Source organism: Vibrio hyugaensis (genome assembly GCF_002906655.1).
GTDB classification, from domain to species: domain Bacteria; phylum Pseudomonadota; class Gammaproteobacteria; order Enterobacterales; family Vibrionaceae; genus Vibrio; species Vibrio hyugaensis.
On sequence record NZ_CP025794.1, the window covers coordinates 3,153,665 to 3,177,483 of the forward strand.

A 23,819-nucleotide genomic window follows, 5' to 3' on the forward strand; every position below is an offset into this window, starting at 1 on the left:
TATGAATAAGAAAGTCTTATTTATCCCGTTGGTCGCTTTTATGGTCTTGGCGGGTATCTTCGCGACTCAGTTGGTTCGTAACCAAGACGGCGACGATCCAACAAAATTGGAATCAGTACTGGTAGGTAAGCCAGTACCTGAGTTCCACCTAGAAGATTTAGCGGAACCGGGTAAGCAATACGACCAGTCGATCTTTAAAGGTGAGCCGCTGTTGCTGAACGTTTGGGCAACTTGGTGTCCAACTTGTTACGCTGAGCACAAATACTTAAACGAACTTGCAGGCAAAGGCGTGAAGATCATCGGTATGAACTACAAAGATGATCGTAATAAAGCGATTGGTTGGTTAAACGACCTTGGTAATCCATACCTAATCAGCTTGTTTGATGGAAGCGGCATGTTGGGCCTAGACCTTGGTGTTTACGGCGCTCCTGAAACGTTCATCATCGATGCCAATGGTGTGATTCGCTACCGTCATGTTGGCGATGTGAACCCTCGTAACTGGGCTGAGACCCTAGAGCCGCTTTATACCAAATTGGTTGAGGAGGCGAAGCAATGAAAAAGTTTATTCTAGCGGCGCTCGCTGCAATGACATTTTCGCTTGCAGCACACGCTGCAATCGAAGTGTATGAGTTTGATAACTTAGAGCAAGAACAACAGTTCAAAGAGCTCGGTCATACGCTTCGTTGCCCTAAATGTCAGAACAACACGATTTCTGACTCAAACGCAGAGCTTGCTCAAGACCTACGTCACAAGGTTTATGAAATGACCAAAGACGGTAAGTCTAAAGATGAAATCGTTGACTACATGATTGCCCGTTACGGTAATTTTGTGACTTATAACCCTCCGTTTACCATGGCAACCGCGATTCTTTGGCTCGGTCCATTTGCTGTTGTTTTAGGTGGCTTTGGTTTGATCGTGCTTCGCAGCCGTAAAGCCAAAGTAAAAACTGTTCAAGATAGCGATGAAAATTGGGATGAGAACAAAGAAGCTCGTCTTAAAGCGCTACTTGATGAAGAGAACAACGGAGATAAGAAGTAATGACACTATTTTGGATTTCTACCGTTGTTTTAACGCTGATTGCTTGCGTGTTGGTCGCTTTGCCACTGCTAAAGCAAAAAGCAAACAACGATGAAGTATTACGTGACGAGCTAAACAAAGCGTTCTATAAAGACCGACTTTCTGAGCTTGAAGAAGAAACCGATGAAGGCTTGGTCGAGAGCCAAGACGAGTTGATTTCTGATTTGAAACAGTCGCTACTGGATGACATCCCAAGTGAAAAAACACAAGGCGAAACCAAAGTTTCTCCAATGGCGGTATTGATTCCTTCGGTTATTTTAACAGTGGTATTGAGTTACGGTCTTTACTACAAGTTTGGTGCTTCTCAGGACGTTGTTAAGTGGCAGGAAGTCACGTCAAACCTACCTGAACTTTCGAAGAAGTTGATGTCAGCATCGTCTGAGCCTTTAAGCGAAGATGAAATGGATGACTTATCATTAGCACTTCGTACGCGTCTGCATTACCAACCAGATGATTCAACAGGTTGGCTGCTTCTTGGTCGTATCGCTCTGGCTAATCGTGATGTCACAACCTCGATTGATGCAATGGAGAAAGCGTACAAGCTGGAGCCGAAAGATCCTGACGTACAACTCGGTTACGCTCAAGCTCTAATGCTGTCTCAAGACGAGATGGATCAAGCGACAGCACGTTCTCTGCTTGGCAAGCTAATGCAGCAAGACTATGTCGACCTACGTGTATTCTCGCTGTTGGCATTCGATGCGTTTGAGCGCCAAGATTTCCCTGCAGCGATTAAATACTGGGGCATCATGCAGCAGATGATTGGTCCAGAGGATAGCCGTTACGAAATGCTAGGTCGCAGTATCGAAAGTGCGCGTAAGCAAATGGGTGAGGCGGTGTCTCCAGATAAAAGCGTGGCAGTGACGATTAACGTTGCTCCAGAAGCTCAATTGGACCCAAATGCAGTATTGATTGTATCTATTCACCGCGCAGACGGCTCCCCAATGCCAGTTGCAGCAGCGCGCTATCCACTAGGGACTTTCCCTCGTACCGTGGTTTTAGACGACGGTAATGCGATGATGGAAGGGCAGAAGCTGTCGTCGTTAGAGAAACTGATGGTACGTGTTCGTATCGACTCTGACGGTAACGTAGCGACTCGTGACCATGATTGGCACGGCGAAAGTGAAGCGGTTGAATTTGGTCAACCAGTGGATGTGATGATCGATAAGCAGTATCAATAAATCTATCCTGTCTCTGATAGTGGACACTTTGTGATTGTCCTATCGCTTTTGTGGTATGACTACCAACTATCGAGTAGAATGATGAAGGCCAGCGCTTGCTGGCCTTTCTTTATTTATATACCCAAGTGACTTTTTAAGAGCAGTATCGCGTACATCAATCTTTAAGGTTGCTTAGGTATATTAATCGTCGTTATGGAACGCAGAATGTATAACAAGGGTAAATCCACCTTCTTGTTGTTGTTTGCAGTTGGAATGGTTGGCTGTTCGACTGCGCCTGAAGAGGCGGCAACAGAAGAAAACGAAACGAATCAGACGACTTCTGGTGTTTATGATCCGTTAGAAGGCTTCAACCGCGCGATGTGGGAAATCAACTACGATTACCTTGATCCGTATTTGGTTCGTCCTATCTCTCTTGCGTATGTGGACTACACGCCAGTCCCAGTTCGCTCAGGTATCGCAAACTTTTTGGCGAACTTAGATGAGCCAGCAAGCGTGGTTAACAATTTGGTAATGGGAAACGGCACTAAAGCGGTCGATCACTTTAACCGATTCTGGATTAACTCGACTTTTGGTGTACTTGGCTTATTCGATATCGCGACAGCGGCGGGTATCACCAAATACGATAACAAAGAGTTCAGTAGTGTGGTGGGTCATTATGGAGTAGGAAATGGTCCTTACTTCATGGTACCTGGCTACGGCCCATATACGTTGCGCGAAGTAACAGATACGGTAGATGGTATGTATTTGCCGCTTTCTTACCTTAACTTCTGGGCTGGTCTTGGTAAGTGGGCATTGGAAGGTATGGAAAAGCGTGCACTGATTGTTCCACAAGAAGCGCAGTTAGAAGCCTCTCCAGATCCATACGTATTAACGCGTGATATTTATCTTCAGCGTCAAGATTTCAAAGCAGAAATCAACAATACGGATGAAGTGAACGAGGACGAAGAAGCGTACTTGGACGAGTACTTAGAAGAAGACTTCTAAACGTTTTCTACAGACAAACAAAAAGGCTTGGTGAAAACCAAGCCTTTCTTTTTATCGGTAACTTTCTTTTATCGATAAATAGCGTTCAAATTAGAACTTGTAGTTCGCTTGAACACCGATTAGCCATACGTTACCTGTTACTTCACCTGTAAACGCACCGCCTAGAAGTGCCGCTTCGTTGTCTGAAGCATCACGAGGCTCGCTGATAGACGCATCTTTTGCGAAGATATAAGTAAAGCCAGCATCTAGCGTTAAGTTTTTAGACCATTCGTAGCCTGCACCAATGCTGAGCCATAGGCGGTCAGTCTCTGGAATTGTTGTTGTACGGTATTTGTCATCAACTGCTGACATGTCGTATGCAACACCAGAGCGTAGTGCTAGCTTGCTGTCTACTTGGTAAGTCGCACCGATAGCAAAGCGGTAGTTGTCTTCCCAGTTTTCAGATTTAATCAGATCAGATGAATCAGGGAAATCTGCCACTAGCTCTTTAAAGCTGCTCCAATCTGTCCAGTTAATGCTTGCGTGTACTGCTAACTGGTCATTTAGTTGGTGGAAGCTCGCTAGTTCAGCTGTTGCTGGCAAGGTAAGGTCCATTGAACCTGCTTTTTTCGCGTTAGGGTTCACTGGGTTGAACGCAAGACCATTCGCGTGACCTTCTAGGGTCAGATCTACCGCTGATTTATATGCGAAACCGATACGGTTGTTATCGTTGATCTGCCATGTAGTACCCACTTGCCAACCCCAAGCGGTGTCATCACCTTCCATGTATTTAAGTGTTTGACCCGGTAAAGTCGGTTTCACTAAACCCATCTGAGGTGGCATCACTGCGCCAATGCTACCATCTGCGATGATGTAACGGATACCACCACCAATGCTTACCGCTTCATTCAGTTTGTAAGCAGCATTTAGGTTTGCTTCCATAGAGAAAACACTAGCTTGGTTACCAAAGTTCGTTGCCGCAAAGTCTTTACCCAGATCAGTTTCCATACCGTAGTTAGTACCAAGAGCAAAACCGACAGCTACTTTTTCATTGTATTGGTGAGAAAGGTAAAAGTTTGGTACGACTGCATCGTGTGCAAAGTCATGAGAGCTAGCAGGAAGTGTTCTATCGCCACCAAGGTGCATTTGACCATCAACATCAACGTTAGGGTTTACATAGATAGCGCCAACAGACACTTGTGTGCCTTCTAGATACGTTAGCATTGCTGGGTTACGCCATTGTGCACTTGCGTTATCAGCCATTGCTGCTTCACCAGCGTACGCACGGCCTAGGCCTGTTGCTGAGTACTCTGCAAGTTGGAAACCTGCTGCGTTTGCAACGCCTGAAGTACTTAGTAGGCCGAATGCCACTGCTGCTGAAAGGAGAGTCTTGTTGGTTTTCATTGTAATGTTCGCTGAGTTATTTATAACGTGGGGCGAAAGTTTACGTCTAGAGTTATTACTTTAAAAACGAAAAGCCAATAAAACAGTGTTTTTAGGTCAATTATCTATATATTTATATATATATAGAAGATCTATCTAACTGTAATGGCTGTGTGAAAAAATCTCAGCGAACACTTGTGAGTCATAATTGTCGTTTTTGATTACACGTGTGCGCCAAAATTCAGTGGATGAGAAATAACAGATAAGAAAAAAGGCTGGAATACCAGCCTTTTATATAGATGTTACTTATACTAGCTTAACGCGTAATGATTAGAAGCTGCGGCTGTATTGTAAGCCGAACAGAATCGCATCTGCGCGAGTTGTACCTGTGAAGGAGCCTGTTGGAGCACTTGTCTCTACAACATCTACATCTTTACCTACCAGATATGTAAAGCCAAGATCGATGTTCGAGCTTGAATCTAGATGATAAGTGAAGCCACCAGAGAACCATTGACGATCAGAATCAGGTACAGAAACTGAAGTTAGGTCAGCTTGAGCACTTGTGTCGTACATGTAGCCCGCACGTAGTGTCCAATCATTATTTAGGTAGTAAGTACCACCAATAGCGTAGTGCCAACCATCTTGCCACTCATACGGCTTGTCGTAGCTACCAGTTAGAACGGAATCTTTTAGATTGCGGAATTCGATTTGATCGAACGTACCCCAACCGATGTATTGGATGCTGTAGTGAACCGCAAACTTAGTATCTTGAATTTTGTGGTAGCCAGAGAACTCTGCCATATCAGGTAGCGGAAGAGTAATCTTTTGGCCCTTATCGTCTTTAGCTTCCATTTCTGGGCTGTAACGGTAAGAGAAACCAAAACGGTTGTTTTCATCTAGCTCAAATACAGTACCTACGTTGAAACCAACAGCCCAACCGTCTGCACCATCTACATCTAGAAGAGGCATTGGTAGAACTTCTGCTTCACGTTTCATTGTACCTTGACCGTAGATTAGGTCGATGCCTGCACCGAAGCTCCATTGGTCGTTTAGACGGTAAGAACCCGCTAGACCAAAGTTTGCGCTTTTCACATCTGTAAGGCCGCCGTATTCGCGAGCAGCAAAGCTGTCATCAAATTCAGTTTTAGTACCGAAGTTTGAGTATGCGTTTACACCCCAAGCGAATTTGTCATTAACAGGAACGATTAGGTGGATATTTGGTGCGATAGAAGTGTCACCCGCATCGTCGTAGTTAGATGATGTGCCTAGAGGAGCTGTTACACCGCGGTACGTCGCATCTTTAACTTCAATCATCGAAGTAATGCTTTCAAAACCTAGCGATAGTTCCATTTTATCAAATAGAGCCATTGCTGCTGGGTTACGAGCCATTACGGATGCGTTATCTGCAATTACTGCATCACCTGCGAATGCACGACCGATACCAGTCGCTGATTGTGCGTTTAGCTGGAAACCAGCTGCCATTGCTTGACCAGATGCCATTGCAACCGTCACTGCTAGGAGAGTCTTTTTAAACAGACGCGTATTCTGAGTCATTTTTTATTCCTTATGGGTTTCGTCTCTTTGGACGATAAGTTGAGCATTTGCTCAGTGGCGCAGATATTAGTATTAAGAGTGGACCATACAAATCCGACCATTGGATAAATTTGAATAAAAGTTGCAGAAATGATGTCTAAATGTCGGGAAATTGCACCTAAAGTGCATAATTTAGAGTTTTGACTCTAAACTCAATTGGTGGTGTGAATGTTTTTATTGGTATCTATAAGAAAAGGCCGCTAAATTTCGAAATTTAGCGGCTTTTCACGTTTTATCGATGCGGTATTAAGGAACTTGTCACATAGGTTCCATCATCGGAGCAAGCTTAGCTGCGATAGCATCGATATCTTCGCCATTGCTACCAACAAGAATCATACTGGCTTTGCCCACCGGTTTCACAACACCACTCATACCATCTTTATCAAAGTCGACTTTCTGGTCACTCTTCACATCAGTCACAAACATGGTGACTCTGCCTTCTTTACCTTGGAAGACGACATGAAGCGCATTGTTCGACTCACCAAAGCCACAATGGTTTAGGTAGTAAACGTGATATGGAAAATCACCGTTTATCTGGTAATGGAAAGGCATCATTTTCGCATTGACTTGTTTATTCGAAACATCTTCATCGATGTTACGGACAAACGGTTCTTCTGCAACTACGTGTTTCATTGCGGTGTCTGCCAGACTTGCTTGCGCTGGAGAAACAATAACGTTACCCCAGTTAATCTGACCTACGAGTAAACCAGCAGTAAATGCAACGGATGCCGCCAAAGCCATCGCTTTACGAGCGAAATTAGGTCTGACTATCTTTTCATCTTCTAATGCATTTGATGTTTGGTTAAACAAAATTTTGTCGGCGAGATCTTCTGGCACATCCACATTCATGGCTTGCTTAATTTTTAGATCGAGGTCCAAAACGTCTTCAACAAACTTACTGTTAGCGTCGTTCTCAGCTAAAGCTTGCAGAATCTCTTCATCCTTCTGTTTTGGATCCGACAAAATACGACGACGAAATTCTAAATCATCCATTTTTTTGTCCTCTCTGAGTATCTTGAGAATCCAACATCTCTTTTAGTTGATTGCGGGCGCGGAAAAGGCGCGTCATTACCGTGTTTTTGTTCAGTTCCAAAATGTTACCGATTTCTTCTCCGCTGAAACCGCCTACAACTTGGAGGAACAAAGGTTCACGATATTCGACATCAAGCTTCATTATTTGAGCTTGTAGCCATTCCTGCTGATGATGTGGGTCATCGCTGACTTTAGCATCATTGCCATAGTCATCGATATCAACCAAATCAAATTGCTTGCGTTCGAAGCGGCGCGCGTTTTCTCGTCTCAGAATAGTAATAAGCCAAGATTTCGCAGCCTTTTCATCTTGAAGGCTATCGAGAGACTTCCACGCACGCAGACAGGTTTCTTGAACCAAATCTTCTGCAACCGCCTTTTCCTTGCATAACCAGTATGCGTAGCGATATAAGTCTCTGTGATAGCCCCGAACAAGAGCTTCGTATTTTCTTTGTCTGTCCATATCAGAGTTGACCGGACTGTCGGAATTTTTCTTTCCAAACATTTTAAATATTGCCACAGGAGCCTCCGTCTTGCTCTGTGAGGTCATATATACCGCTTATATTTATAATCGATCCGACTACACTTTTTGTAGTTTAGCAGCAGCACAATATACGTCTTCAACGATCAAGCACTTATTTGAAGTGATGATAATTTATTTTTTATTGTTGTCAGTGAGGCGTTTTACCTCATTTGGTTGGCTACTTGGTCAGTCTTCAAATCCTATTCCTGCAAGAAACCATAAAATCACCATAAAAATTGATCTATTTCAAAATCTCATACAGTGAAGGGGCTATAGTACATCTTGTCATCTAGTTAGTCATTGCGACTAACATGTTGAGCAAGATGACACTTCCTTTTGAAGGCTGACTTTACTTTCTCCTAATCAGGAAACTGATTAATTTTACAATTGGCGTATGTTAATTGTTTTATAGATATTCCGACCACACAATCTTGTGTGGTTTTTTTTTTTTGCTTCAATTTTACCTACAGAACACTTCTTCTCTTTTTAAGTCACTATAGTTAAGCAATCTTAATCGCATAAGAATCAATGAACTAGAGTAATAGATCTACTCGCTTCACGTTTATTTAAACGCATGTTTGATAAATTTAACAAGTTGATTACAATGCATGAGGTCAGACCTCTTGTATTTAAGGAGAAACAATGGGCAAGCAGGAAGTAAAAACACGCCATGGTGAACGTGTTGCTATTGTCGCAGGGCTCCGAACTCCCTTTGCTCGTCAAAGCACTGAGTTCAGCCAGGTGCCAGCGGTCGATTTAGGTAAAATGGTAGTGAGCGAAATGCTTGCTCGCACAGATATCGACCCTAAGTTAATTGAACAAGTGGTATTTGGACAAGTGGTTCAAATGCCAGAAGCACCAAACATCGCACGAGAAATCGTATTGGGGACGGGTATGCATATTCATACCGACGCTTACAGTGTGACTCGCGCATGTGCGACCAGCTTCCAAGCTGCTGTCAATGTTGCCGAAAGTATTATGGCTGGCAGCATTGATGTGGGGATTGCTGGTGGTGCGGACTCTTCTTCTGTGTTGCCTATTGGTGTATCAAAAACGTTGGCTGCTAATTTACTGGCGCTCAGCAAAACCAAAACGCTGGGTCAAAAGCTCAACATTCTTAAAAAACTCAGCTTCAAAGATTTGATGCCAGTGCCGCCGGCAGTGGCTGAATACTCGACGGGTCTCTCAATGGGTCAGACTGCCGAGCAAATGGCGAAGTCATACGGAATTACTCGTGCAGAGCAAGATGCGTTGGCGCACCGTTCTCACTCTCTAGCTTCGCAAGCTTGGAAAGACGGCAAAATCCAAGACGAAGTGATGACTGCTTTCCCAGAACCTTACAAAAAATGGATCTCGGAAGATAACAACATTCGTCATGACTCGACATTAGAAGGTTACGCAAAATTGCGTCCGGCTTTTGACCGCCAATACGGCAGCGTAACAGCCGCAAACAGTACGCCATTAACCGATGGTGGTGCCGCTGTGATGCTAATGCGTGAAGGTAAAGCGAAAGAGCTTGGGATGGAAATCCTTGGCTACATTCGCGGTTATGCATTCTCGGCTATTGGCGTGGAAATGGATATGTTGATGGGGCCAACTTACGCGACATCGAAAGTATTAGAAAATACCGGATTGGAACTCTCAGACCTCACGCTTATTGATATGCATGAAGCGTTTGCTGCTCAAGCACTTGCGAATGTGAAGATGTTTGCTTCTGATAAATTTGCCCAAGAGAACCTAGGTCGTTCGAAAGCGATTGGCGAGATCGACATGGATAAGTTCAACGTCCTTGGCGGTTCAATTGCCTATGGCCACCCATTTGCTGCAACTGGCGCACGTATGATGACGCAAACGCTGCGTGAGCTGAAACGTCGTGGTGGTGGTCTTGCGTTGAATACTGCGTGTGCCGCAGGTGGTCTTGGTGCAGCAATGATTTTGGAGGTTGAGTAATGAGCGAGCAAAAAGCATTTAGTCTAAAGATTGATGAGCAGAACATTGCTTGGCTAGCCATCGATGTGCCAAACGAGAAAATGAACACGCTGCAAGCGGCGTTTGCAGATGAGATGAAAGAGATTTTCGCTCAACTGAAAGACACCAACGGCGTAAAAGGGATGATCATCCATTCCTTAAAACCAGATAACTTTGTTGCGGGTGCCGACGTACGCATGCTCGAAGCGTGCACGACGGCAAGTGAAGCTGAAGCGTTAGCCAAGCAAGGCCAAGACTTGTTCCAGCAGCTGTCTGATCTGCCTTATCCGGTTGTCGCTGCGATTCATGGTCCATGTCTAGGTGGCGGTTTAGAGCTTGCTCTCGCGTGTGACTACCGCGTGTGTACTGATTCCGATAAAACGCGTCTTGGTTTGCCTGAAGTGCAACTTGGTTTGCTGCCTGGTTCTGGTGGTACTCAACGTCTTCCGCGTTTGATTGGTCTGTTGCCTTCGTTAGATTTAACCCTTACAGGTAAACAACTGCGTGCGAAGAAAGCGAAAAAGTTGGGTGTGGTTGACGCTTGTGTGCCAGAAACGATCTTGCTTGATGTTGCTAAGAAGCATATCGAAAAAGGCAAGAAGAAAGGTAAACAGAAGCAGTCTACGAAAGAAAAACTGATGTCAGGTAGCGGTCTAGGGCGCAAGTTTGTCTTTGAGCAAGCTGCGAAAAAAACCAATGAAAAGACGCGTGGCAATTACCCAGCAACCGTGGCTATTTTGGAAGTGATTCAACACGGTCTTGAGAAAGGTTTTGCTCAAGGCCAAGAACTTGAAGCAAAGCGCTTTGGCGAATTGGTGATGAGTACGGAATCTAAAGCATTGCGTTCTATCTTCTTTGCCACCACAGAAATGAAAAAAGAGAATGGTACAGACGCTGAGCCAGCATCAGTCGGTCGAGTCGGTGTACTTGGTGGTGGTTTGATGGGGGCGGGGATTAGCCACGTTTCCGTCGCCAAAGCAAAAGTGCCAGTGCGTATTAAAGATGTTAGTAACGACGGTGTGCTTAACGCATTGAACTACAACTACAAGTTGTTTGATAAGCAACGTAAGCGCCGCATTGTCTCGAAAGCGGGTTTGCAAGCGAAGATGCTGCAACTGTCTGGTGGTATTGACTTCACAAGCTTCAACCATATTGATGTGGTTATCGAAGCCGTTTTTGAAGATCTCGACCTGAAGCAAAAGATGGTTGCGGACATTGAAGTGAATGCGAAACCAGACACTATTTTTGCAACCAATACGTCTTCTTTGCCGATTCACAAAATTGCGGAAAAAGCAGAGCGTCCAGAAAACATCGTCGGTTTGCACTATTTCAGCCCGGTAGAAAAAATGCCGCTGGTGGAAGTGATTCCTCATGAGACGACGTCGGATGAAACCATTTCTACCGTGGTTGCGCTTGCTAAGAAACAAGGTAAGACCCCGATCGTAGTGAAAGATAAAGCAGGCTTTTACGTAAACCGTATTCTTGCACCTTACATGAATGAAGCCGCGCATATCTTGTTGGCAAATGAGCCAATCGAACAACTCGACAATGCACTACTCGATTTTGGTTTCCCGGTTGGCCCAATTACTTTGCTTGATGAAGTTGGTGTCGATATTGGCGCGAAGATCATGCCAATCTTGGTTAACGAATTAGGCGAGCGATTTAAAGGTCCAGACGTATTCGAAACACTACTGAACGACGGTCGTAAAGGTCGTAAGAGTGGTAAAGGTTTCTATACCTATAAAGGTAAGAAGAAGGAAGTCGATAAGTCAGTGTACAAACTGCTGAACCTAACGCCTGAATCAAAACTGAGCGACAACGACATTGCTTTGCGCTGTGTGCTGCCAATGTTGAACGAAGCCGTTCGTTGTTTGGATGACGGTATCATCCGCTCGCCACGTGATGGTGATATCGGCGCGATCTTTGGTATTGGATTCCCACCATTCTTAGGTGGTCCATTCCGTTACATGGATCAATTTGGTTTGAAAGAACTGGTTGAGAAAATGAACGAGTTTGCATCGAAATACGGTGATCGTTACGCGCCATGCGATGGGCTACTGACTCGTGCTGGTGAAGGTCGTAACTTCTACGATTGATTGCTACCGCTAAAAAATAGAAAGGCTTGCGTGATGCAAGCCTTTTTGTGTTTGAGAATGTGAGACGTTATTTCTTCTTGTCTTTTTTGTCCTTGTCGTGACCTTTGCCAGGGTTGTTATCACCGTGGACACTAGAGTTACCCTTATGGTCTTTGTCATGCTTCCCTGATGAACAGTCATCAGATTTTATCGATACATTGTCACTATCAAGGCGCAAACAGTCGTCACTTAGCTCGAAATCATCACCTTTAATGGTGATATCAGCGTAAGCAGCAGGTGCAAGTGGTATTAGTATGGCAGCAAGTAAAAGTAGCTTTTTCATGTAGTCCTCGTGTTTGCGTAATTATTGAGCAAGGTAATTACAGCATAAACGAAATGACTACTTTTACCATTTCATGCCATTTCTGCATTTGAGTCTCTTACCCGAGACCACAATCTTTTGGACGAAGTTGAAACTCTTCAATCGATCCAATTTCTAAACCAAGATTAACTCGCGAAGCATCTGCGTGCGCTATACCTTGCGAGTGCATGACCAAACGGTTTGCGGTGCGCGGTTTTAACTCGTTGACGACAAAGCGGATCATATCGGTACGAGTAAGCCCTTTGAGCTCTTCTAGTACTTTCTCACGTTGGTTGAAATCCGTGTCTTTATTGCCAATTGCGACCCACAAGCGCTGAGCTCTACAACGCAATGTGGTGTCGGGCGTTGCGATTTGATTCCATAAACCTCGCTTGCTGCTGTGCCACTGGTATTCATTAAGCTCTAGCAACACCATGTAGAAAGCGTTCAAGAACTCATCAATTGATGTGACCAATTCAGCTGGAGCTGCATTTGGAGACTGAACGTAAAGCACAATACCTGGATGGCGATTGAGAGGCATATTCCCCGTACCGACCATATAGCCAAGTTGCTGCTTGGTGCGGATTTCATGGAAGAAGGTCGCCGACATCAAATGGTTAGCCAGTGTATACAAGGCGATATTGCGTGGCTCGATATCTTCACATTGGTGGTAAATCACCACCGCGGAATCTTGCTGGTTACAGTGGACTTCACGTTGGAAACTGCCATTTTCGCCAAGCATGACCAACGGGCGGAGTGCCTCTTCGTAGCGTTGTTCTTTTACTCTAAGGGCATCTTTCAACGTTGTTGCCATCTCTTGTGCGTGCTGACGCTGCCAGTCGCCGTAAACGAACATTTCTACATGTAACTCGGCCAAAATCGATTCAACAAACACCGACAGTTCATCCACTTCGATTTCTTCCAGCGCTTCAACGAGTGTTGCGAAAGGCGGATTGTTGGGTTGAAGAAGACCAGTTAGTGCATTAAATAGCTGCGAAATAGGACGGTCCTGAGATGAATTTCGCCAATTACGTAATAGTTGTTGTTTGATGGTTTCGAATCGAGCGGGGCTGAACTCACGTGCTGCGAAGCGATGCAGAATCATTTCTAGCAGCTGAGGTAATTTCTCGCTAAAACCTGACAGCGTCAGAGTAACACCACCTTGGTGAGCGTACATGTTGTAACCCATACCTGCGATTTCAGCTTGATAGGTCTCTTTCGCTAAAGAATCAAGGAACATCTCAACACATAGGCGTGTTTTCACGATGTTTTTCGGTGAAGCGACGGCGTGCGAGCTGTCGATAGCGACATACACGACGCCTTTTGGCACTCGGAATTCATCATCTTGCAAATGCCACAAACGGAAGCCTTCGACATCTTCCACTAATTCTGGCAATGAGCCACCATTTTCAAACGGTTTTGGATCGAGCTCGTAGCAAATGTATGGGTTCTTTTCTGGGAGAACGAATTGCCAACTAGGGTCGATTTGCTGATATAAACGACGTTGTTCATCGTTGAATGGATGCACTGAGTAGGGCGTGAAATACCATTCTGCGGTTTGGTTGTACTCTAATCCTTTGGCAATCAGAGTCACACGAACATTTTCGATGTTGAGGTAGTGCAATAAAGAGCATTGTAGCTCTTCATCATACCCTGTCATTTTGTAGTCACCGTAAACCGTGTCTTCCGGCTGATAGTGCTGCATGTTGATCACAAGGTGGCTGACCAAATCCATCGGACGAGATGGCTCTTGAAAGCGGAAGGCAGACTCTAGCACTGCTTGTTTTTCAAGGTAACGCCATTCATCCATCCCATCTTGTTTGATCATAGATAGGTACTGGAATACGGCTTGAATGATGTTATCGACATAACCCAAGCCATCTTGGGTCAATGTGCAGCTGACTGTGAAATCTCGGTAATTGCTGCCGCTTGCACCTCCACCGGCAGATAAGGATGTAATCCAACCTTTGTTTTTCAGCTCTAGCATCAAGCTGCCTTCGCCTTCATAACCCAACAAATGCGCAAAGTAGGAGAGGGGTTTCGCGCCGTAATGCACATCCATCCCTGGCATCGGGAAGGTTAAGATCAGTTTACGAAATTCTTTAATCGGTTCGACTTGAACCAAAATGCCGGTGCTGTCTTCGTTGCCTATAGGTACATCAATCGATTTTCCGTGTAATTGATGATTTGGAATGTCAGCAAACATGGTTTCTACCCAAGCTTGCTGTTCATCAAGAGGTTGAGGACCAAACAAGGTCAATGTCATCAAATCAGCGGAATATTGCGAGTGGTGAAACTCAACAATCTCGTCGCGAATCGATCTGCCATCGCGATCGCCGAGGGTTTCCAAGTTGCCGACAGAGAACTTAGAAAACGGATGATCAGGGTTGATGACCTCTTTGTTTACTTGATACAGACGGCGAGAATCGTCGTTCAGTTTGAGCTTGTATTCGGAGTCGACAGCTTGGCGCTCTTTGTCTAACGCTTCTTCATTAAACAACGGTGCGGTGAAGAATTGGCTGAAACGGTCAAGCGCGGTTTCAAACGCTGTGGGGGTGACGTCAAAGAAGAAACAAGTATGCTCTGTTCCCGTCCAAGCGTTATTTGTGCCACCGTGTTGACTAATATAACTTTGAAACTCGCCAACTTTAGGGTATTTTTCCGTTCCCAAAAAAAGCATGTGTTCTAGGTAGTGTGCCAGACCTTGACGACCATTTGGGTCATCAAAGTGTCCAACATTTACTGCCAAGGCTGCTGCCGACTGTTGAGCGGTGTCGGAGTGGATCAGCAACACGCGCAGTGCATTACTCAAGGTAATGTAGCGGTATTGATTTGAATCGTTTGGACTTAAGTGCACGATGCGTCTCCAGATTTCGCATTACAGTAATGATGAACCCCGAATGGGGCGGCGCAAAGTTTGCGCTTCGACAAATACTGCTTGCCGTATTTTTGTTATTCGTAAGAGTACTGCATAAGCCCAATAGCCAATGCTATGGGGTTCGAGCTATTTGAAGGAATGCACTGAGTTCATAACTTCATCGTAGAATGTGATGAACTGAGTCTATTCTTTTTAATAGATTGTTAAGAAAGTCGCTATCTTTAGCAAGCGAATTGGTATAATGAACCGATAATTATATCAGTATTTTTGTTTCGACATTATTAAAGTTAGCCCGCTATCCGTATAAAGATAGCAGTCAACCTTTTGGTAGCGTTAGCTATCCCTAGGAAATAACATGAAAATATTTATCTTGCGTCACGGTGAAGCGGAACATTTCGCGGATACCGATGCAGAAAGACAACTGACCCAAAGAGGCAGAACTGAATCGGAAGCAGTTGCCCGAGCATGTAAAGAGCAAGGTTTTGCTCAATTCGATAAAGTGCTAGTCAGTCCATACATCCGAGCGCAACAAACATGGCAAGAGATCAGCGTCCATTTCTCGGCGAAAAGTATTGAGACTTGTGAAGACATCACGCCATACGGTCAATCGGACCATGTATTTGATTTTGCCAATGCATTGATTGAGGTTGAGAAGTTAGAATCACTTCTGTTTGTGTCGCACTTACCGCTGGTGGGGTATCTCACTTCTGAGTTTGTGAAAGGCATGACACCACCGATGTTCCCAACATCTGGCTTGGTGTGCATTGAATACGATCCGCAAACACAACGCGGTGAAGTGTTGTGGCATATCACGCCATAGAACACTCGCTCTCGGGATAACGACTCGAGAAAAACAAAAAGGCAGGGTTAACCTGCCTTTGTCGTTCTTGTTCGTCAGCGAAACACTTTCGAAGTCGGTGGTTTATTTCTCTGGAATAGACAGTAATACCAGTAGCGCACCGTCTCCGCCAAACTCTAAAGGCGCTTGGTGGAATGCCATCACGTCTGGGTGTTGAGCAAGCCACAGCGGTGCTTTCTGCTTCAAGATGTGCTTACCAATGCCGTGTTGAACACACGCACAGTGGATTTCGTTTTTGACACAGTACGCGATCATCGCGCCGAGCTCTCGCTTAGCTTCCAGTTGGGTCATACCATGCATGTCTAGGAAGACATCAGGTACGTACACACCACGGCGCAGACGTTTTACTTCATAAGTCGAGACATCATCACGCGCGTAGCGAGTTGGTCCATCCGCATTTAAGAGCGGGACAAACTCATCGGAAAAGTAAAACTCAGAATCACTCGCTTCACGGTTTGAGCGTGTGATTTCTTTTTGCTTAGTATTTTTTTTTGGTTGCTGGATTATGGTATCCTGTCGCAACTTTTTTACGCCCTGTACTGCATCCTTAAACAAGGCGAAATCGTCATCGTGTTCGGTGTCTTTTTTGCTCATTAGGTAAACAATTTCATTTTTACAATTTATGGCAGTATTGTAGCGCTTTTCGGAGGCAATTTTGGATAAGATTTTTGTAGAAGAGGCGGTATCGGAACTGCATACCCTTCAAGATATGATTCGTTGGACGGTCAGCCGCTTTAACGCCGCTAACTTGTTTTACGGTCATGGCACTGATAATGCGTGGGATGAAGCGGTTCAGCTTATCCTGCCGACATTATACTTGCCGATTGATGTGCCTCCGCATGTATTGAACTCTCGCCTAACGACAAGCGAGCGTCTACGTATTGTTGAGCGCGTAGTAAAACGCATCAACGAGCGTACACCAACTGCATACCTAACGAACAAAGCATGGTTCTGCAGTCTTGAGTTCTTTGTTGATGAGCGTGTACTTGTGCCACGTTCTCCAATCGGTGAATTGATTCAAGCGGAATTCCAACCTTGGTTGGTGGAAGAGCCAACTCGTATCATGGACCTATGTACGGGTTCTGGCTGTATCGCGATTGCTTGTGCACACGCTTTCCCTGAAGCAGAAGTCGACGCGATCGACATCTCTACAGACGCTCTACAAGTGGCTGAGCAAAACGTACAAGATCACGGTATGGAGCAGCAAGTGTTCCCAATCCGTTCAGATTTGTTCCGTGATCTGCCAAAAGAGAAATACAACCTGATCGTCTCTAACCCACCTTACGTGGACGAAGAAGACATGAACAGCCTACCAGACGAGTTCACGCACGAGCCTGAGCTAGGTCTAGCTGCGGGTACTGACGGTCTAAAACTGGTTCGTCGTATTCTTGCTAACGCTCCAGACTACCTAACAGAAAACGGTATTCTTATTTGTGAAGTCGGTAACTCGATGGTTCACATGATGGAACAGTACCCTCAGATCCCATTTACTTGGGTCGAGTTCGAGAACGGCGGTCACGGCGTATTCATGCTAACACGTGATCAGTTAGTTGAATGTGCAGAAGAGTTCAAACTGTACAAAGACTAAGTCTGTCTAAGCAAACCAGTCGAACAAACAATGAAAACACCGAGCCTAGCGCTCGGTGTTTTTTTATCCGCTTCGCAGTGAGCTTGAAAATTCAGGCTGATTTGTTTTTTCCGCCAAAACGGGCTTTACATCAAAACGTAATACCGCCACTATGAATTCACGAAGAATTGATAAGCAGTTGCGCTCCCACAGTTCGAGCGTGGCGACAATAATTTGAGGAAGTAATGGCAGGAAACAGTATCGGACAACATTTCCGAGTGACGACATTCGGGGAAAGTCACGGTATCGCACTAGGATGTATCGTAGACGGATGCCCTCCAGGTTTGGAAATCACTGAGGCAGATCTGCAAACGGATCTCGACCGTCGCCGTCCTGGCACATCACGTTACACCACACAGCGTCGTGAACCGGACGAAGTAAAAATTCTTTCTGGCGTATTTGAAGGTCAAACTACAGGTACTTCAATTGGTTTGATGATTGAGAACACTGACCAGCGTTCTAAAGACTACTCAGACATTAAAGACAAGTTCCGTCCAGGACACGCTGATTACACTTACCACCAAAAATACGGTGTGCGCGATTATCGAGGTGGCGGCCGTTCGTCTGCTCGTGAAACGGCAATGCGTGTGGCGGCTGGTGCAATCGCTAAGAAATACCTGAAAGACGAGTTCGGTGTAGAAATCCGTGCTTACTTGTCGCAAATGGGTGACGTTTCAATCGATAAAGTGGATTGGAATGAAATCGAAAACAACGCGTTCTTCTGCCCAGATGTAGACAAAGTCGAAGCGTTTGATCAACTTATCCGTGATCTGAAAAAAGAAGGCGACTCCATTGGCGCAAAAATTCAGGTTGTGGCAACCAACGTGCCTGTTGGTCTTGGTGAGCCTGTATTTGATCGTCTGGATGCAGACATCGCACACGCACTAATGAGCATCAATGCGGTGAAAGGCGTGGAAATCGGCGACGGTTTTGACGTGGTAAACCAAAAAGGCAGCGAGCATCGTGATACGCTTTCTCCAGAAGGCTTCGGCAGCAACCACGCAGGCGGCATTCTTGGCGGTATCTCTACTGGTCAAGAGATCGTTGCAAACATCGCGCTTAAACCAACGTCAAGCATTACGGTTCCGGGTGAAACCATCACTAAAGAAGGTGAACCAACTCAGTTGATCACCAAAGGTCGTCATGACCCATGTGTGGGGATTCGCGCCGTGCCTATCGCAGAAGCGATGCTGGCCATTGTCGTGATGGATCACTTGCTACGACACCGTGGTCAAAACCATGGCGTACAAACCGAGACTCCAAAGATTTAAGTTTGAATCTTAACTCGATAGAAACGCAAAAGGCTGCTCACTGAGCAGCCTTTTTTCATGTCTTTTCAATAGCTTTCAATTCGAATCAGTGAATAGAACCTTCGGTTTCCAAGTGGAATGAAGGCAAGCGCCATTTAAAGCGTACTGCCGCCATACGTAGCATGTAACCAGTAATCAGAGTCACAATCGTCGCGGTTACGTCTGGTACGTTGAACTCAAGCAGCGCTAGGTACAAACCTGATGCGATAAGTGCTACCGAGGCATAAAGCTCTTCATGCAACACAAGCGGTGTTTGACGACAAATCAAATCACGTAGCAACCCCCCAAATACACCAGTGACTAGTGCAGACACCATACAAATGCCAGGATGTAAGCCCATGCCAATTGCTACCTTGGTGCCGATGATGCTAAATACGATCAAGCCAAGCGCATCCAAACGGATAAATAGCCCTTTGAATTTAATCACCCATTTCGCTAAGCCAGTCGTCAGAACACCAGCTACACAAGTGATTGCCAAAAATTCTGGATTCTTTACCCAACCTAATGGGTAGTGACCTAAAAGAATGTCGCGCACCGTACCGCCGCCAATAGCCGTTGCACTAGCTACCAACATAACACCAAACCAATCCATTTTTCTTCGGCCGGCACTCAATGCACCAGTCATGGCTTCAGCCGTGATACCAATGATGTACAACACACTTAGCAGCATAAGGGGACACTCAAATAAAAGGGCTCTGTCATGATCCTTGAGATTAAGGAAAACAGCAGCAAAACTTACCAACAAGATTTAAACCTTGGGGAGAGGCTTAAACCCAAAAAGAATCTCGCTTCCAGTGGCGTTGAAGTCGCCATCGTTAAGCGTAAAAATAAGGCGTGAGTGTAGTGGGAAATGTGATCTGTGACGAATGAGAAATTGTATGGAGAAAGCGACTTTCAGATTAATTCAGCTAATAACCAAACATGTTGTGTGGCTTTACCTGTGTAAGAAAAACGGCGACAATGCGCACCGCATATCAATTTGACGTACAGAATCGATGATGAACCACGAATATCAAGACCTTATCGCTATTTTCAATGACACATTTCTTGAGCCTTTTAACACTGAGTTAGAGCTAGGCGGTGATGAGCCAATTTACTTACCAGCTGATGAAGAACATCCGCATCATCGGATTATTTTTGCTCGTGGCTTTTATGCGTCAGCTTTGCACGAGATTGCACATTGGTGCGTAGCAGGACCAGAGCGTCGTTTGCTGGAAGATTTTGGTTACTGGTACGAGCCAGATGGTCGTACAGCAGAGGTTCAAGCTGAGTTCGAAAAAGTTGAAATTCGCCCTCAAGCTTACGAGTGGATTCTAGCGAAAAGTGCTGACTTCCCTTTTAACGTCAGTTGTGACAATCTACACGGCGATTTTGAACCAGATCGTCTTGGTTTTATGCACAAAGTGCACAATGAAGTAATGGGTATTCTAGAAAACGGTCTTCCGCCTCGCGTGAAAATGCTATCGGATGCGTTGCGTGCCTTTTACCAAACCAAGCCGCTGGAAACGTCTGACTTTATACCCAAGTAATTTCAAGTTACGGGTTCAGAGCAATTTCACTGATTCGAGTTCAAGGAAAGCTTTGTCGTGTAATAGAGAGCCTATTACCAAAAAGCTTGACGTAGAAATCGTTTCAGTGAAATGTTCCCGAAGGGCGAGTTATCTTGGCTTGCAGACATTGTTAATGATTTTTGATTTAGAACCACTAGATCTTTAAATCATTGCCGCGCCTGCAAACCAAGTTATTCTCGCTGAACCCAGCCACTTGAAGTTTCTTGGGTATACCATTAAATAACCTCAGAGAAGCTCCATGATTATTGAATTTGAAGAAAAACTACTAGAACTGATTGATGCTCGTATTGAAACAGCATCGGATGACGAACTGTTTGCTGGTGGTTATTTACGTGGTCACATTTCTCTGTCTGCTGCAGCGTGTGAAGAAGAAGGCATTAACGATGTGACTGAGCTGAAATCTCGCATCGAAAACAGTCTTGAAGAAGCACGTTCAGAACTAACGCCAGCTGACCGCGTAATCGTGAGCGACCTATGGCAAGAGCTTCAAGCGCAAGCTTAAGTCTCATTCAGTTATATATGCTTCGATTGGCAGCTCTAAGCTTCTGGTTGAAGCAAAAAGAGTTGAAATAAACTCCTTCGAAATTTTCGAATCTCTCCTTAAAATTTTTGTGGTTGTAGCACATTCGTTCACCTTTTACTCTTGTTAGTACAAAACGTGAACAAAGGATTACAACCATGAAAATTGTCGCATTCGGCGCTTCTACTAGCTCTACCTCTATCAATAAAACCCTTGCAACTTACGCTGCTAACCTTGTCGAAGGTGCAGAAGTTCAAGTGTTAGACCTCAATAGTTACGATGTTCCTCTGTTCAGTGAAGACAAAGAGAAAGAAATCGGTCAGGCGGAAGGCGCAAAAGCGTTTCTTGCTGACATCGCAACGGCGGACGCTTTGGTGATTTCTTTTGCTGAGCACAACGGCTCTTACCCAGCGGCGTATAAGAATCTATTCGATTGGGCGACACGCATCGATCGCAACGTATTCCAAAATAAACCCGCGGTGTACTTAGCAACTTCACCTGGCCCTGGTGGCGCACAAACGGTACTCGCTGCGGCGACAGGCTCTGCGCCTTACTTTGGTGCGGAAGTGAAAGCATCGCAATCTATTCCAAGCTTTTACGATAACTTTGATTTGGAAACGGGCGAATTCCGTAATGCGGAAATTGCAGAACAAGTGAAAGCGGCCGTGGCGGCCTTGAACTAAAAACTTGTAACCCCCTCTAACTCCCCCTTCGAAAAGGGGAGGACGAATGCGGAGCTCATAACTTACTCCTTCTGAAAAGATGGATGGACTAAAGCGGGTTAAGAACTTGTTCCTCCCCTTTTTAAGGGGAGGCTAGGAGGGGTTCTTTGCGCCAATGGTAGGACGGAAAGAGTAATTGAGTCGAGTTACAGCTCAGTAATCGCCTTACCTTTACGTAGCTTTCTTACCCACATACGGCTTGGGTGCAGCTCAGCTAGCACATCAACAGGCAGTGGTAACGGGTCGCCACAGATTTGTGATGCCAACACTTCTGCCATTAGAGGCGCTGAGCTCAAACCACGAGAACCTAGACCAAGGAAGCAGAATAGGTTAGGGAACTGGTGAATCACTTCAACGTCTTGTTCTTGTTGATTTTGCAGATCCGCATATTGCGTTTTGATGGTTTCAAAGTCGCCTACGTTACCTACAAACGGCAGGTGGTCACGGCTAACACAGCGAATACCTTGGCGTGATAAATTACCAGAGGTATCCACTTCTTTCGTCCACGCTTGATTCGGTAGGCACTTCACCAATTTCTCTGCATTATCTTTTTGTGCTTCTTCGTCAAACTCGTAATCGAGGTGGCTGCGGTCGTAGCTTGCACCGATACATAGGTGCTGATTATTCGGGTTAACAGGCGTCATGTAACCGTCATAGCAAAGTACCGTTTTCAGCTTAGACAGTGTTTCTGTCGCTGGGGCGTGGCTAACTTGACCTTTTACCTGACCCATTGGTAGATCAGCGGTTTGGCTTAGTGTTTGGAATTCACTGCCGTTAGCAACCACTACAGTGGAGTGTTCAAAGCTTTGACCGTTTGCTTTCAATGTCCATAGTTGGCGCGCTTCATCCCAAGTTAGCGACTCGACTTGATGCTCGAACTTCACTTCAAAAAGTTCTGTTTTCTCCAGTTGAGCAATCAAACCTCGGGTTAGTTCAGCAGGGCATAACCAACCGCCAAGAGGGTAATGAACCGATGCCATATCAATCGGCACGCCAATCTTCTCTGCCGTCTCTTCAGCAGATAGCTTGTGAATCAACTCTGGCGTGAAATTGCCAGCGAGCATTTTCTCTAACTTGTCTGCGGATTTGTCATCCCACATCAGCTGAGTAATGCCACACCAATCGTGATCAAATTGGATATCTTGTGCTGCTTGGTCAACAAACTGACGGGCAAACAAAAAGCCCGGAGCGAATACACGAGAAACGCCTTTGTGTGGACCATTTAATAATGGGTACACTGCGCCTTGGCGGTTGCCCGACGCGCCTTCTGCAGGTTGATCGTCTTTGCAGTAAAGCGTGACATTTTGACCGCGGCGAGCCAGCGTTTTAGCCAGAGCCGCACTGGCAATGCCGCCACCAATAATCGCAATGGAATCATGATTGGTCGATGTTGTGCGGTTGAACCAAGGTAGGTGGTTTGAATGCGCTTCACGTTGCGCCATTGAACCTGCGATCATTTCACGCTTGGTGCCGAAGCCTTTGACTTTCTTCATTGCAAAGCCCGCTTCGTTTAAGCCGCGACGCACAAAGCCCGCTGCCGTGAAGGTTGCGACCGTACAATCCTGTTTCGCCAATTTTGCCATGCCGTTGAATAGGTTTTGGTTCCACATTTCTGGGTTTTTGCTTGGTGCAAACCCGTCTAAGAACCAAGCATCAATCAAGCCTTGCTCAGCATAAGGAACAAGCGGCATGCAGTCTTTGATATCGCCAAACCAAAGATCGAGTGTGATAGCGCCGTCTTCTAAAACAATGCGATGACACTCAGGCACTGCGGCTGGATAGTGCTGTTGCAGTTTTTCGGCAAACTCTGCCAATTCTGGCCATGATTGATGCGCTTTTTCTAAATCAGCTTTGCATAGTGGGTACTTCTCAAAGCTAACAAAATGCAATTCTTTTAGGGCTGCCTCTGGATATTCGCGACGAAATTCGGTAAACCATTGCCACACGGCTAAGAAGTTCAACCCCGTGCCAAATCCGGTTTCGCCAATAACAAAGCGTCTTTGGTCAAATTCCTGCCATCTTTCTGGTAGATGATTTTGTTTGAGGAACACGTAACGCGTCTCTTCGAGACCGTTTACGTTGGAGAAATAAACATCATCAAATTGGTCAGAAACCGGTGTACCAGCTTCGTTCCAACCAAGTTCTGCGTTTTTAATCGAAGTCATAATGGTGCAAATATGTG

The 23,819-nt window shown here is 45.4% G+C and carries 21 protein-coding genes; 12 read left to right on the forward strand and 9 right to left on the reverse strand.

Annotated elements, in window-relative coordinates; all coding sequences use genetic code 11:
• The first annotated feature begins 1 nt into the window (after position 1).
• The 4 genes from C1S74_RS15560 to C1S74_RS15575 all read left to right on the forward strand — a co-directional run bounded on the left by C1S74_RS15560 (position 2) and on the right by C1S74_RS15575 (position 3,239).
• Positions 2–556, forward strand: a complete 555-nt coding sequence (locus tag C1S74_RS15560; RefSeq protein WP_010449576.1) for a DsbE family thiol:disulfide interchange protein — start codon at positions 2–4, stop codon at positions 554–556.
• Positions 553–1,038 (forward strand): cytochrome c-type biogenesis protein, encoded by a 486-nt coding sequence (locus tag C1S74_RS15565; protein WP_038882176.1) that lies wholly within the window; start codon positions 553–555, stop codon positions 1,036–1,038. The genes C1S74_RS15560 and C1S74_RS15565 overlap by 4 nt, the downstream gene beginning before the upstream one ends.
• A complete protein-coding gene (gene ccmI, locus C1S74_RS15570; RefSeq protein ID WP_039974175.1) occupies positions 1,038–2,255 on the forward strand; it encodes a c-type cytochrome biogenesis protein CcmI in 1,218 nt (405 codons plus the stop codon). The genes C1S74_RS15565 and ccmI overlap by 1 nt, the downstream gene beginning before the upstream one ends.
• A 204-nt stretch (positions 2,256–2,459) precedes the next feature.
• Positions 2,460–3,239: an MlaA family lipoprotein gene (locus C1S74_RS15575; RefSeq protein ID WP_038871377.1), complete on the forward strand. Its 780-nt coding sequence runs from the start codon at positions 2,460–2,462 to the stop codon at positions 3,237–3,239.
• A gap of 90 nt (positions 3,240–3,329) precedes the next feature.
• On the opposite strand, the gene C1S74_RS15580 is transcribed toward C1S74_RS15575, so the two are convergent.
• The 4 genes from C1S74_RS15580 to C1S74_RS15595 form a co-directional block, all read right to left on the reverse strand.
• Positions 3,330–4,622: an outer membrane protein transport protein gene (locus tag C1S74_RS15580; RefSeq protein ID WP_045397844.1), complete on the reverse strand. Its 1,293-nt coding sequence runs from the start codon at positions 4,620–4,622 to the stop codon at positions 3,330–3,332.
• Between the two features lie 309 nt (positions 4,623–4,931).
• On the reverse strand, positions 4,932–6,155 hold the full coding sequence (locus C1S74_RS15585) for an outer membrane protein transport protein (RefSeq protein ID WP_038871371.1): 1,224 nt from the start codon (positions 6,153–6,155) through the stop codon (positions 4,932–4,934).
• Between the two features lie 297 nt (positions 6,156–6,452).
• Positions 6,453–7,187, reverse strand: a complete 735-nt coding sequence (locus C1S74_RS15590; protein ID WP_038871368.1) for a DUF3379 domain-containing protein — start codon at positions 7,185–7,187, stop codon at positions 6,453–6,455.
• Positions 7,180–7,728 (reverse strand): sigma-70 family RNA polymerase sigma factor, encoded by a 549-nt coding sequence (locus C1S74_RS15595; protein ID WP_038871392.1) that lies wholly within the window; start codon positions 7,726–7,728, stop codon positions 7,180–7,182. The genes C1S74_RS15590 and C1S74_RS15595 overlap by 8 nt, the downstream gene beginning before the upstream one ends.
• A 660-nt stretch (positions 7,729–8,388) precedes the next feature.
• On the opposite strand from C1S74_RS15595, the gene fadI reads away from it, so the two are divergent.
• Both fadI and fadJ read left to right on the forward strand, forming a co-directional pair.
• Positions 8,389–9,696, forward strand: a complete 1,308-nt coding sequence (gene fadI / locus C1S74_RS15600) for an acetyl-CoA C-acyltransferase FadI (protein WP_045397848.1) — start codon at positions 8,389–8,391, stop codon at positions 9,694–9,696.
• Positions 9,696–11,810 carry a fatty acid oxidation complex subunit alpha FadJ gene (gene fadJ / locus C1S74_RS15605; RefSeq protein ID WP_045397857.1) on the forward strand — a complete coding sequence of 705 codons (2,115 nt, stop codon included), beginning with the start codon at positions 9,696–9,698 and terminating at the stop codon, positions 11,808–11,810. Before fadI ends, fadJ begins: the two co-directional genes overlap by 1 nt.
• A 67-nt stretch (positions 11,811–11,877) precedes the next feature.
• Here fadJ and C1S74_RS15610 read toward each other — a convergent pair whose 3' ends face one another.
• Positions 11,878–12,132 carry a hypothetical protein gene (locus tag C1S74_RS15610; protein ID WP_045397859.1) on the reverse strand — a complete coding sequence of 85 codons (255 nt, stop codon included), beginning with the start codon at positions 12,130–12,132 and terminating at the stop codon, positions 11,878–11,880.
• Positions 12,133–12,229: 97 nt separating this feature from the next.
• The gene (locus C1S74_RS15615) at positions 12,230–15,007 is read right to left on the reverse strand and encodes an insulinase family protein (protein WP_045397861.1); all 2,778 of its coding nucleotides are present in this window, start codon (positions 15,005–15,007) and stop codon (positions 12,230–12,232) included.
• A gap of 376 nt (positions 15,008–15,383) precedes the next feature.
• Here C1S74_RS15615 and sixA point away from each other — a divergent pair, with 376 nt between their 5' ends.
• A complete protein-coding gene (gene sixA / locus C1S74_RS15620) occupies positions 15,384–15,848 on the forward strand; it encodes a phosphohistidine phosphatase SixA (RefSeq protein ID WP_045397864.1) in 465 nt (154 codons plus the stop codon).
• 102 nt (positions 15,849–15,950) lie between these two features.
• On the opposite strand, the gene smrB is transcribed toward sixA, so the two are convergent.
• On the reverse strand, positions 15,951–16,481 hold the full coding sequence (gene smrB, locus C1S74_RS15625) for an endonuclease SmrB (protein ID WP_038871353.1): 531 nt from the start codon (positions 16,479–16,481) through the stop codon (positions 15,951–15,953).
• A gap of 61 nt (positions 16,482–16,542) precedes the next feature.
• Between smrB and prmB the strand changes: the two genes are divergently transcribed.
• Both prmB and aroC read left to right on the forward strand, forming a co-directional pair.
• Positions 16,543–17,475 (forward strand): 50S ribosomal protein L3 N(5)-glutamine methyltransferase, encoded by a 933-nt coding sequence (prmB, locus tag C1S74_RS15630; RefSeq protein WP_045397867.1) that lies wholly within the window; start codon positions 16,543–16,545, stop codon positions 17,473–17,475.
• 224 nt (positions 17,476–17,699) lie between these two features.
• Entirely contained in the window at positions 17,700–18,785 is a 1,086-nt protein-coding gene (gene aroC, locus C1S74_RS15635; RefSeq protein WP_045397870.1) for a chorismate synthase, read from the forward strand.
• A gap of 85 nt (positions 18,786–18,870) precedes the next feature.
• On the opposite strand, the gene C1S74_RS15640 is transcribed toward aroC, so the two are convergent.
• Positions 18,871–19,494 carry a trimeric intracellular cation channel family protein gene (locus C1S74_RS15640; RefSeq protein WP_009707348.1) on the reverse strand — a complete coding sequence of 208 codons (624 nt, stop codon included), beginning with the start codon at positions 19,492–19,494 and terminating at the stop codon, positions 18,871–18,873.
• A gap of 328 nt (positions 19,495–19,822) precedes the next feature.
• Here C1S74_RS15640 and C1S74_RS15645 point away from each other — a divergent pair, with 328 nt between their 5' ends.
• From C1S74_RS15645 to C1S74_RS15660, 3 genes are all read left to right on the forward strand, one after another.
• Positions 19,823–20,353 carry an elongation factor P hydroxylase gene (locus C1S74_RS15645; protein ID WP_045397873.1) on the forward strand — a complete coding sequence of 177 codons (531 nt, stop codon included), beginning with the start codon at positions 19,823–19,825 and terminating at the stop codon, positions 20,351–20,353.
• 280 nt (positions 20,354–20,633) lie between these two features.
• The gene (locus C1S74_RS15650) at positions 20,634–20,897 is read left to right on the forward strand and encodes a YfcL family protein (RefSeq protein WP_005433127.1); all 264 of its coding nucleotides are present in this window, start codon (positions 20,634–20,636) and stop codon (positions 20,895–20,897) included.
• Positions 20,898–21,073: 176 nt separating this feature from the next.
• The gene (locus tag C1S74_RS15660; RefSeq protein WP_045397875.1) at positions 21,074–21,598 is read left to right on the forward strand and encodes an NADPH-dependent FMN reductase; all 525 of its coding nucleotides are present in this window, start codon (positions 21,074–21,076) and stop codon (positions 21,596–21,598) included.
• A gap of 185 nt (positions 21,599–21,783) precedes the next feature.
• Here C1S74_RS15660 and mnmC read toward each other — a convergent pair whose 3' ends face one another.
• The gene (gene mnmC / locus C1S74_RS15665; protein ID WP_045397877.1) at positions 21,784–23,802 is read right to left on the reverse strand and encodes a bifunctional tRNA (5-methylaminomethyl-2-thiouridine)(34)-methyltransferase MnmC2/FAD-dependent 5-carboxymethylaminomethyl-2-thiouridine(34) oxidoreductase MnmC1; all 2,019 of its coding nucleotides are present in this window, start codon (positions 23,800–23,802) and stop codon (positions 21,784–21,786) included.
• Between the last annotated feature and the right edge of the window lie 17 nt (positions 23,803–23,819).

Excerpts from the sequence above, each read along its gene's own strand:
- C1S74_RS15560 (WP_010449576.1), top strand. The coding sequence starts at position 2 with ATGAATAAGAAAGTCTTATTTATCCCGTTGGTCGCTTTTATGGTCTTG.
- C1S74_RS15565 (WP_038882176.1), top strand. The coding sequence starts at position 553 with ATGAAAAAGTTTATTCTAGCGGCGCTCGCTGCAATGACATTTTCGCTT.
- ccmI (WP_039974175.1), top strand. The coding sequence starts at position 1,038 with ATGACACTATTTTGGATTTCTACCGTTGTTTTAACGCTGATTGCTTGC.
- C1S74_RS15575 (WP_038871377.1), top strand. The coding sequence starts at position 2,460 with ATGTATAACAAGGGTAAATCCACCTTCTTGTTGTTGTTTGCAGTTGGA.
- C1S74_RS15580 (WP_045397844.1), bottom strand. The coding sequence starts at position 4,622 with ATGAAAACCAACAAGACTCTCCTTTCAGCAGCAGTGGCATTCGGCCTA.
- C1S74_RS15585 (WP_038871371.1), bottom strand. The coding sequence starts at position 6,155 with ATGACTCAGAATACGCGTCTGTTTAAAAAGACTCTCCTAGCAGTGACG.
- C1S74_RS15590 (WP_038871368.1), bottom strand. The coding sequence starts at position 7,187 with ATGGATGATTTAGAATTTCGTCGTCGTATTTTGTCGGATCCAAAACAG.
- C1S74_RS15595 (WP_038871392.1), bottom strand. The coding sequence starts at position 7,728 with ATGTTTGGAAAGAAAAATTCCGACAGTCCGGTCAACTCTGATATGGAC.
- fadI (WP_045397848.1), top strand. The coding sequence starts at position 8,389 with ATGGGCAAGCAGGAAGTAAAAACACGCCATGGTGAACGTGTTGCTATT.
- fadJ (WP_045397857.1), top strand. The coding sequence starts at position 9,696 with ATGAGCGAGCAAAAAGCATTTAGTCTAAAGATTGATGAGCAGAACATT.
- C1S74_RS15610 (WP_045397859.1), bottom strand. The coding sequence starts at position 12,132 with ATGAAAAAGCTACTTTTACTTGCTGCCATACTAATACCACTTGCACCT.
- sixA (WP_045397864.1), top strand. The coding sequence starts at position 15,384 with ATGAAAATATTTATCTTGCGTCACGGTGAAGCGGAACATTTCGCGGAT.
- smrB (WP_038871353.1), bottom strand. The coding sequence starts at position 16,481 with ATGAGCAAAAAAGACACCGAACACGATGACGATTTCGCCTTGTTTAAG.
- aroC (WP_045397870.1), top strand. The coding sequence starts at position 17,700 with ATGGCAGGAAACAGTATCGGACAACATTTCCGAGTGACGACATTCGGG.
- C1S74_RS15640 (WP_009707348.1), bottom strand. The coding sequence starts at position 19,494 with ATGCTGCTAAGTGTGTTGTACATCATTGGTATCACGGCTGAAGCCATG.
- C1S74_RS15645 (WP_045397873.1), top strand. The coding sequence starts at position 19,823 with ATGAACCACGAATATCAAGACCTTATCGCTATTTTCAATGACACATTT.
- C1S74_RS15650 (WP_005433127.1), top strand. The coding sequence starts at position 20,634 with ATGATTATTGAATTTGAAGAAAAACTACTAGAACTGATTGATGCTCGT.
- C1S74_RS15660 (WP_045397875.1), top strand. The coding sequence starts at position 21,074 with ATGAAAATTGTCGCATTCGGCGCTTCTACTAGCTCTACCTCTATCAAT.
- mnmC (WP_045397877.1), bottom strand. The coding sequence starts at position 23,802 with ATGACTTCGATTAAAAACGCAGAACTTGGTTGGAACGAAGCTGGTACA.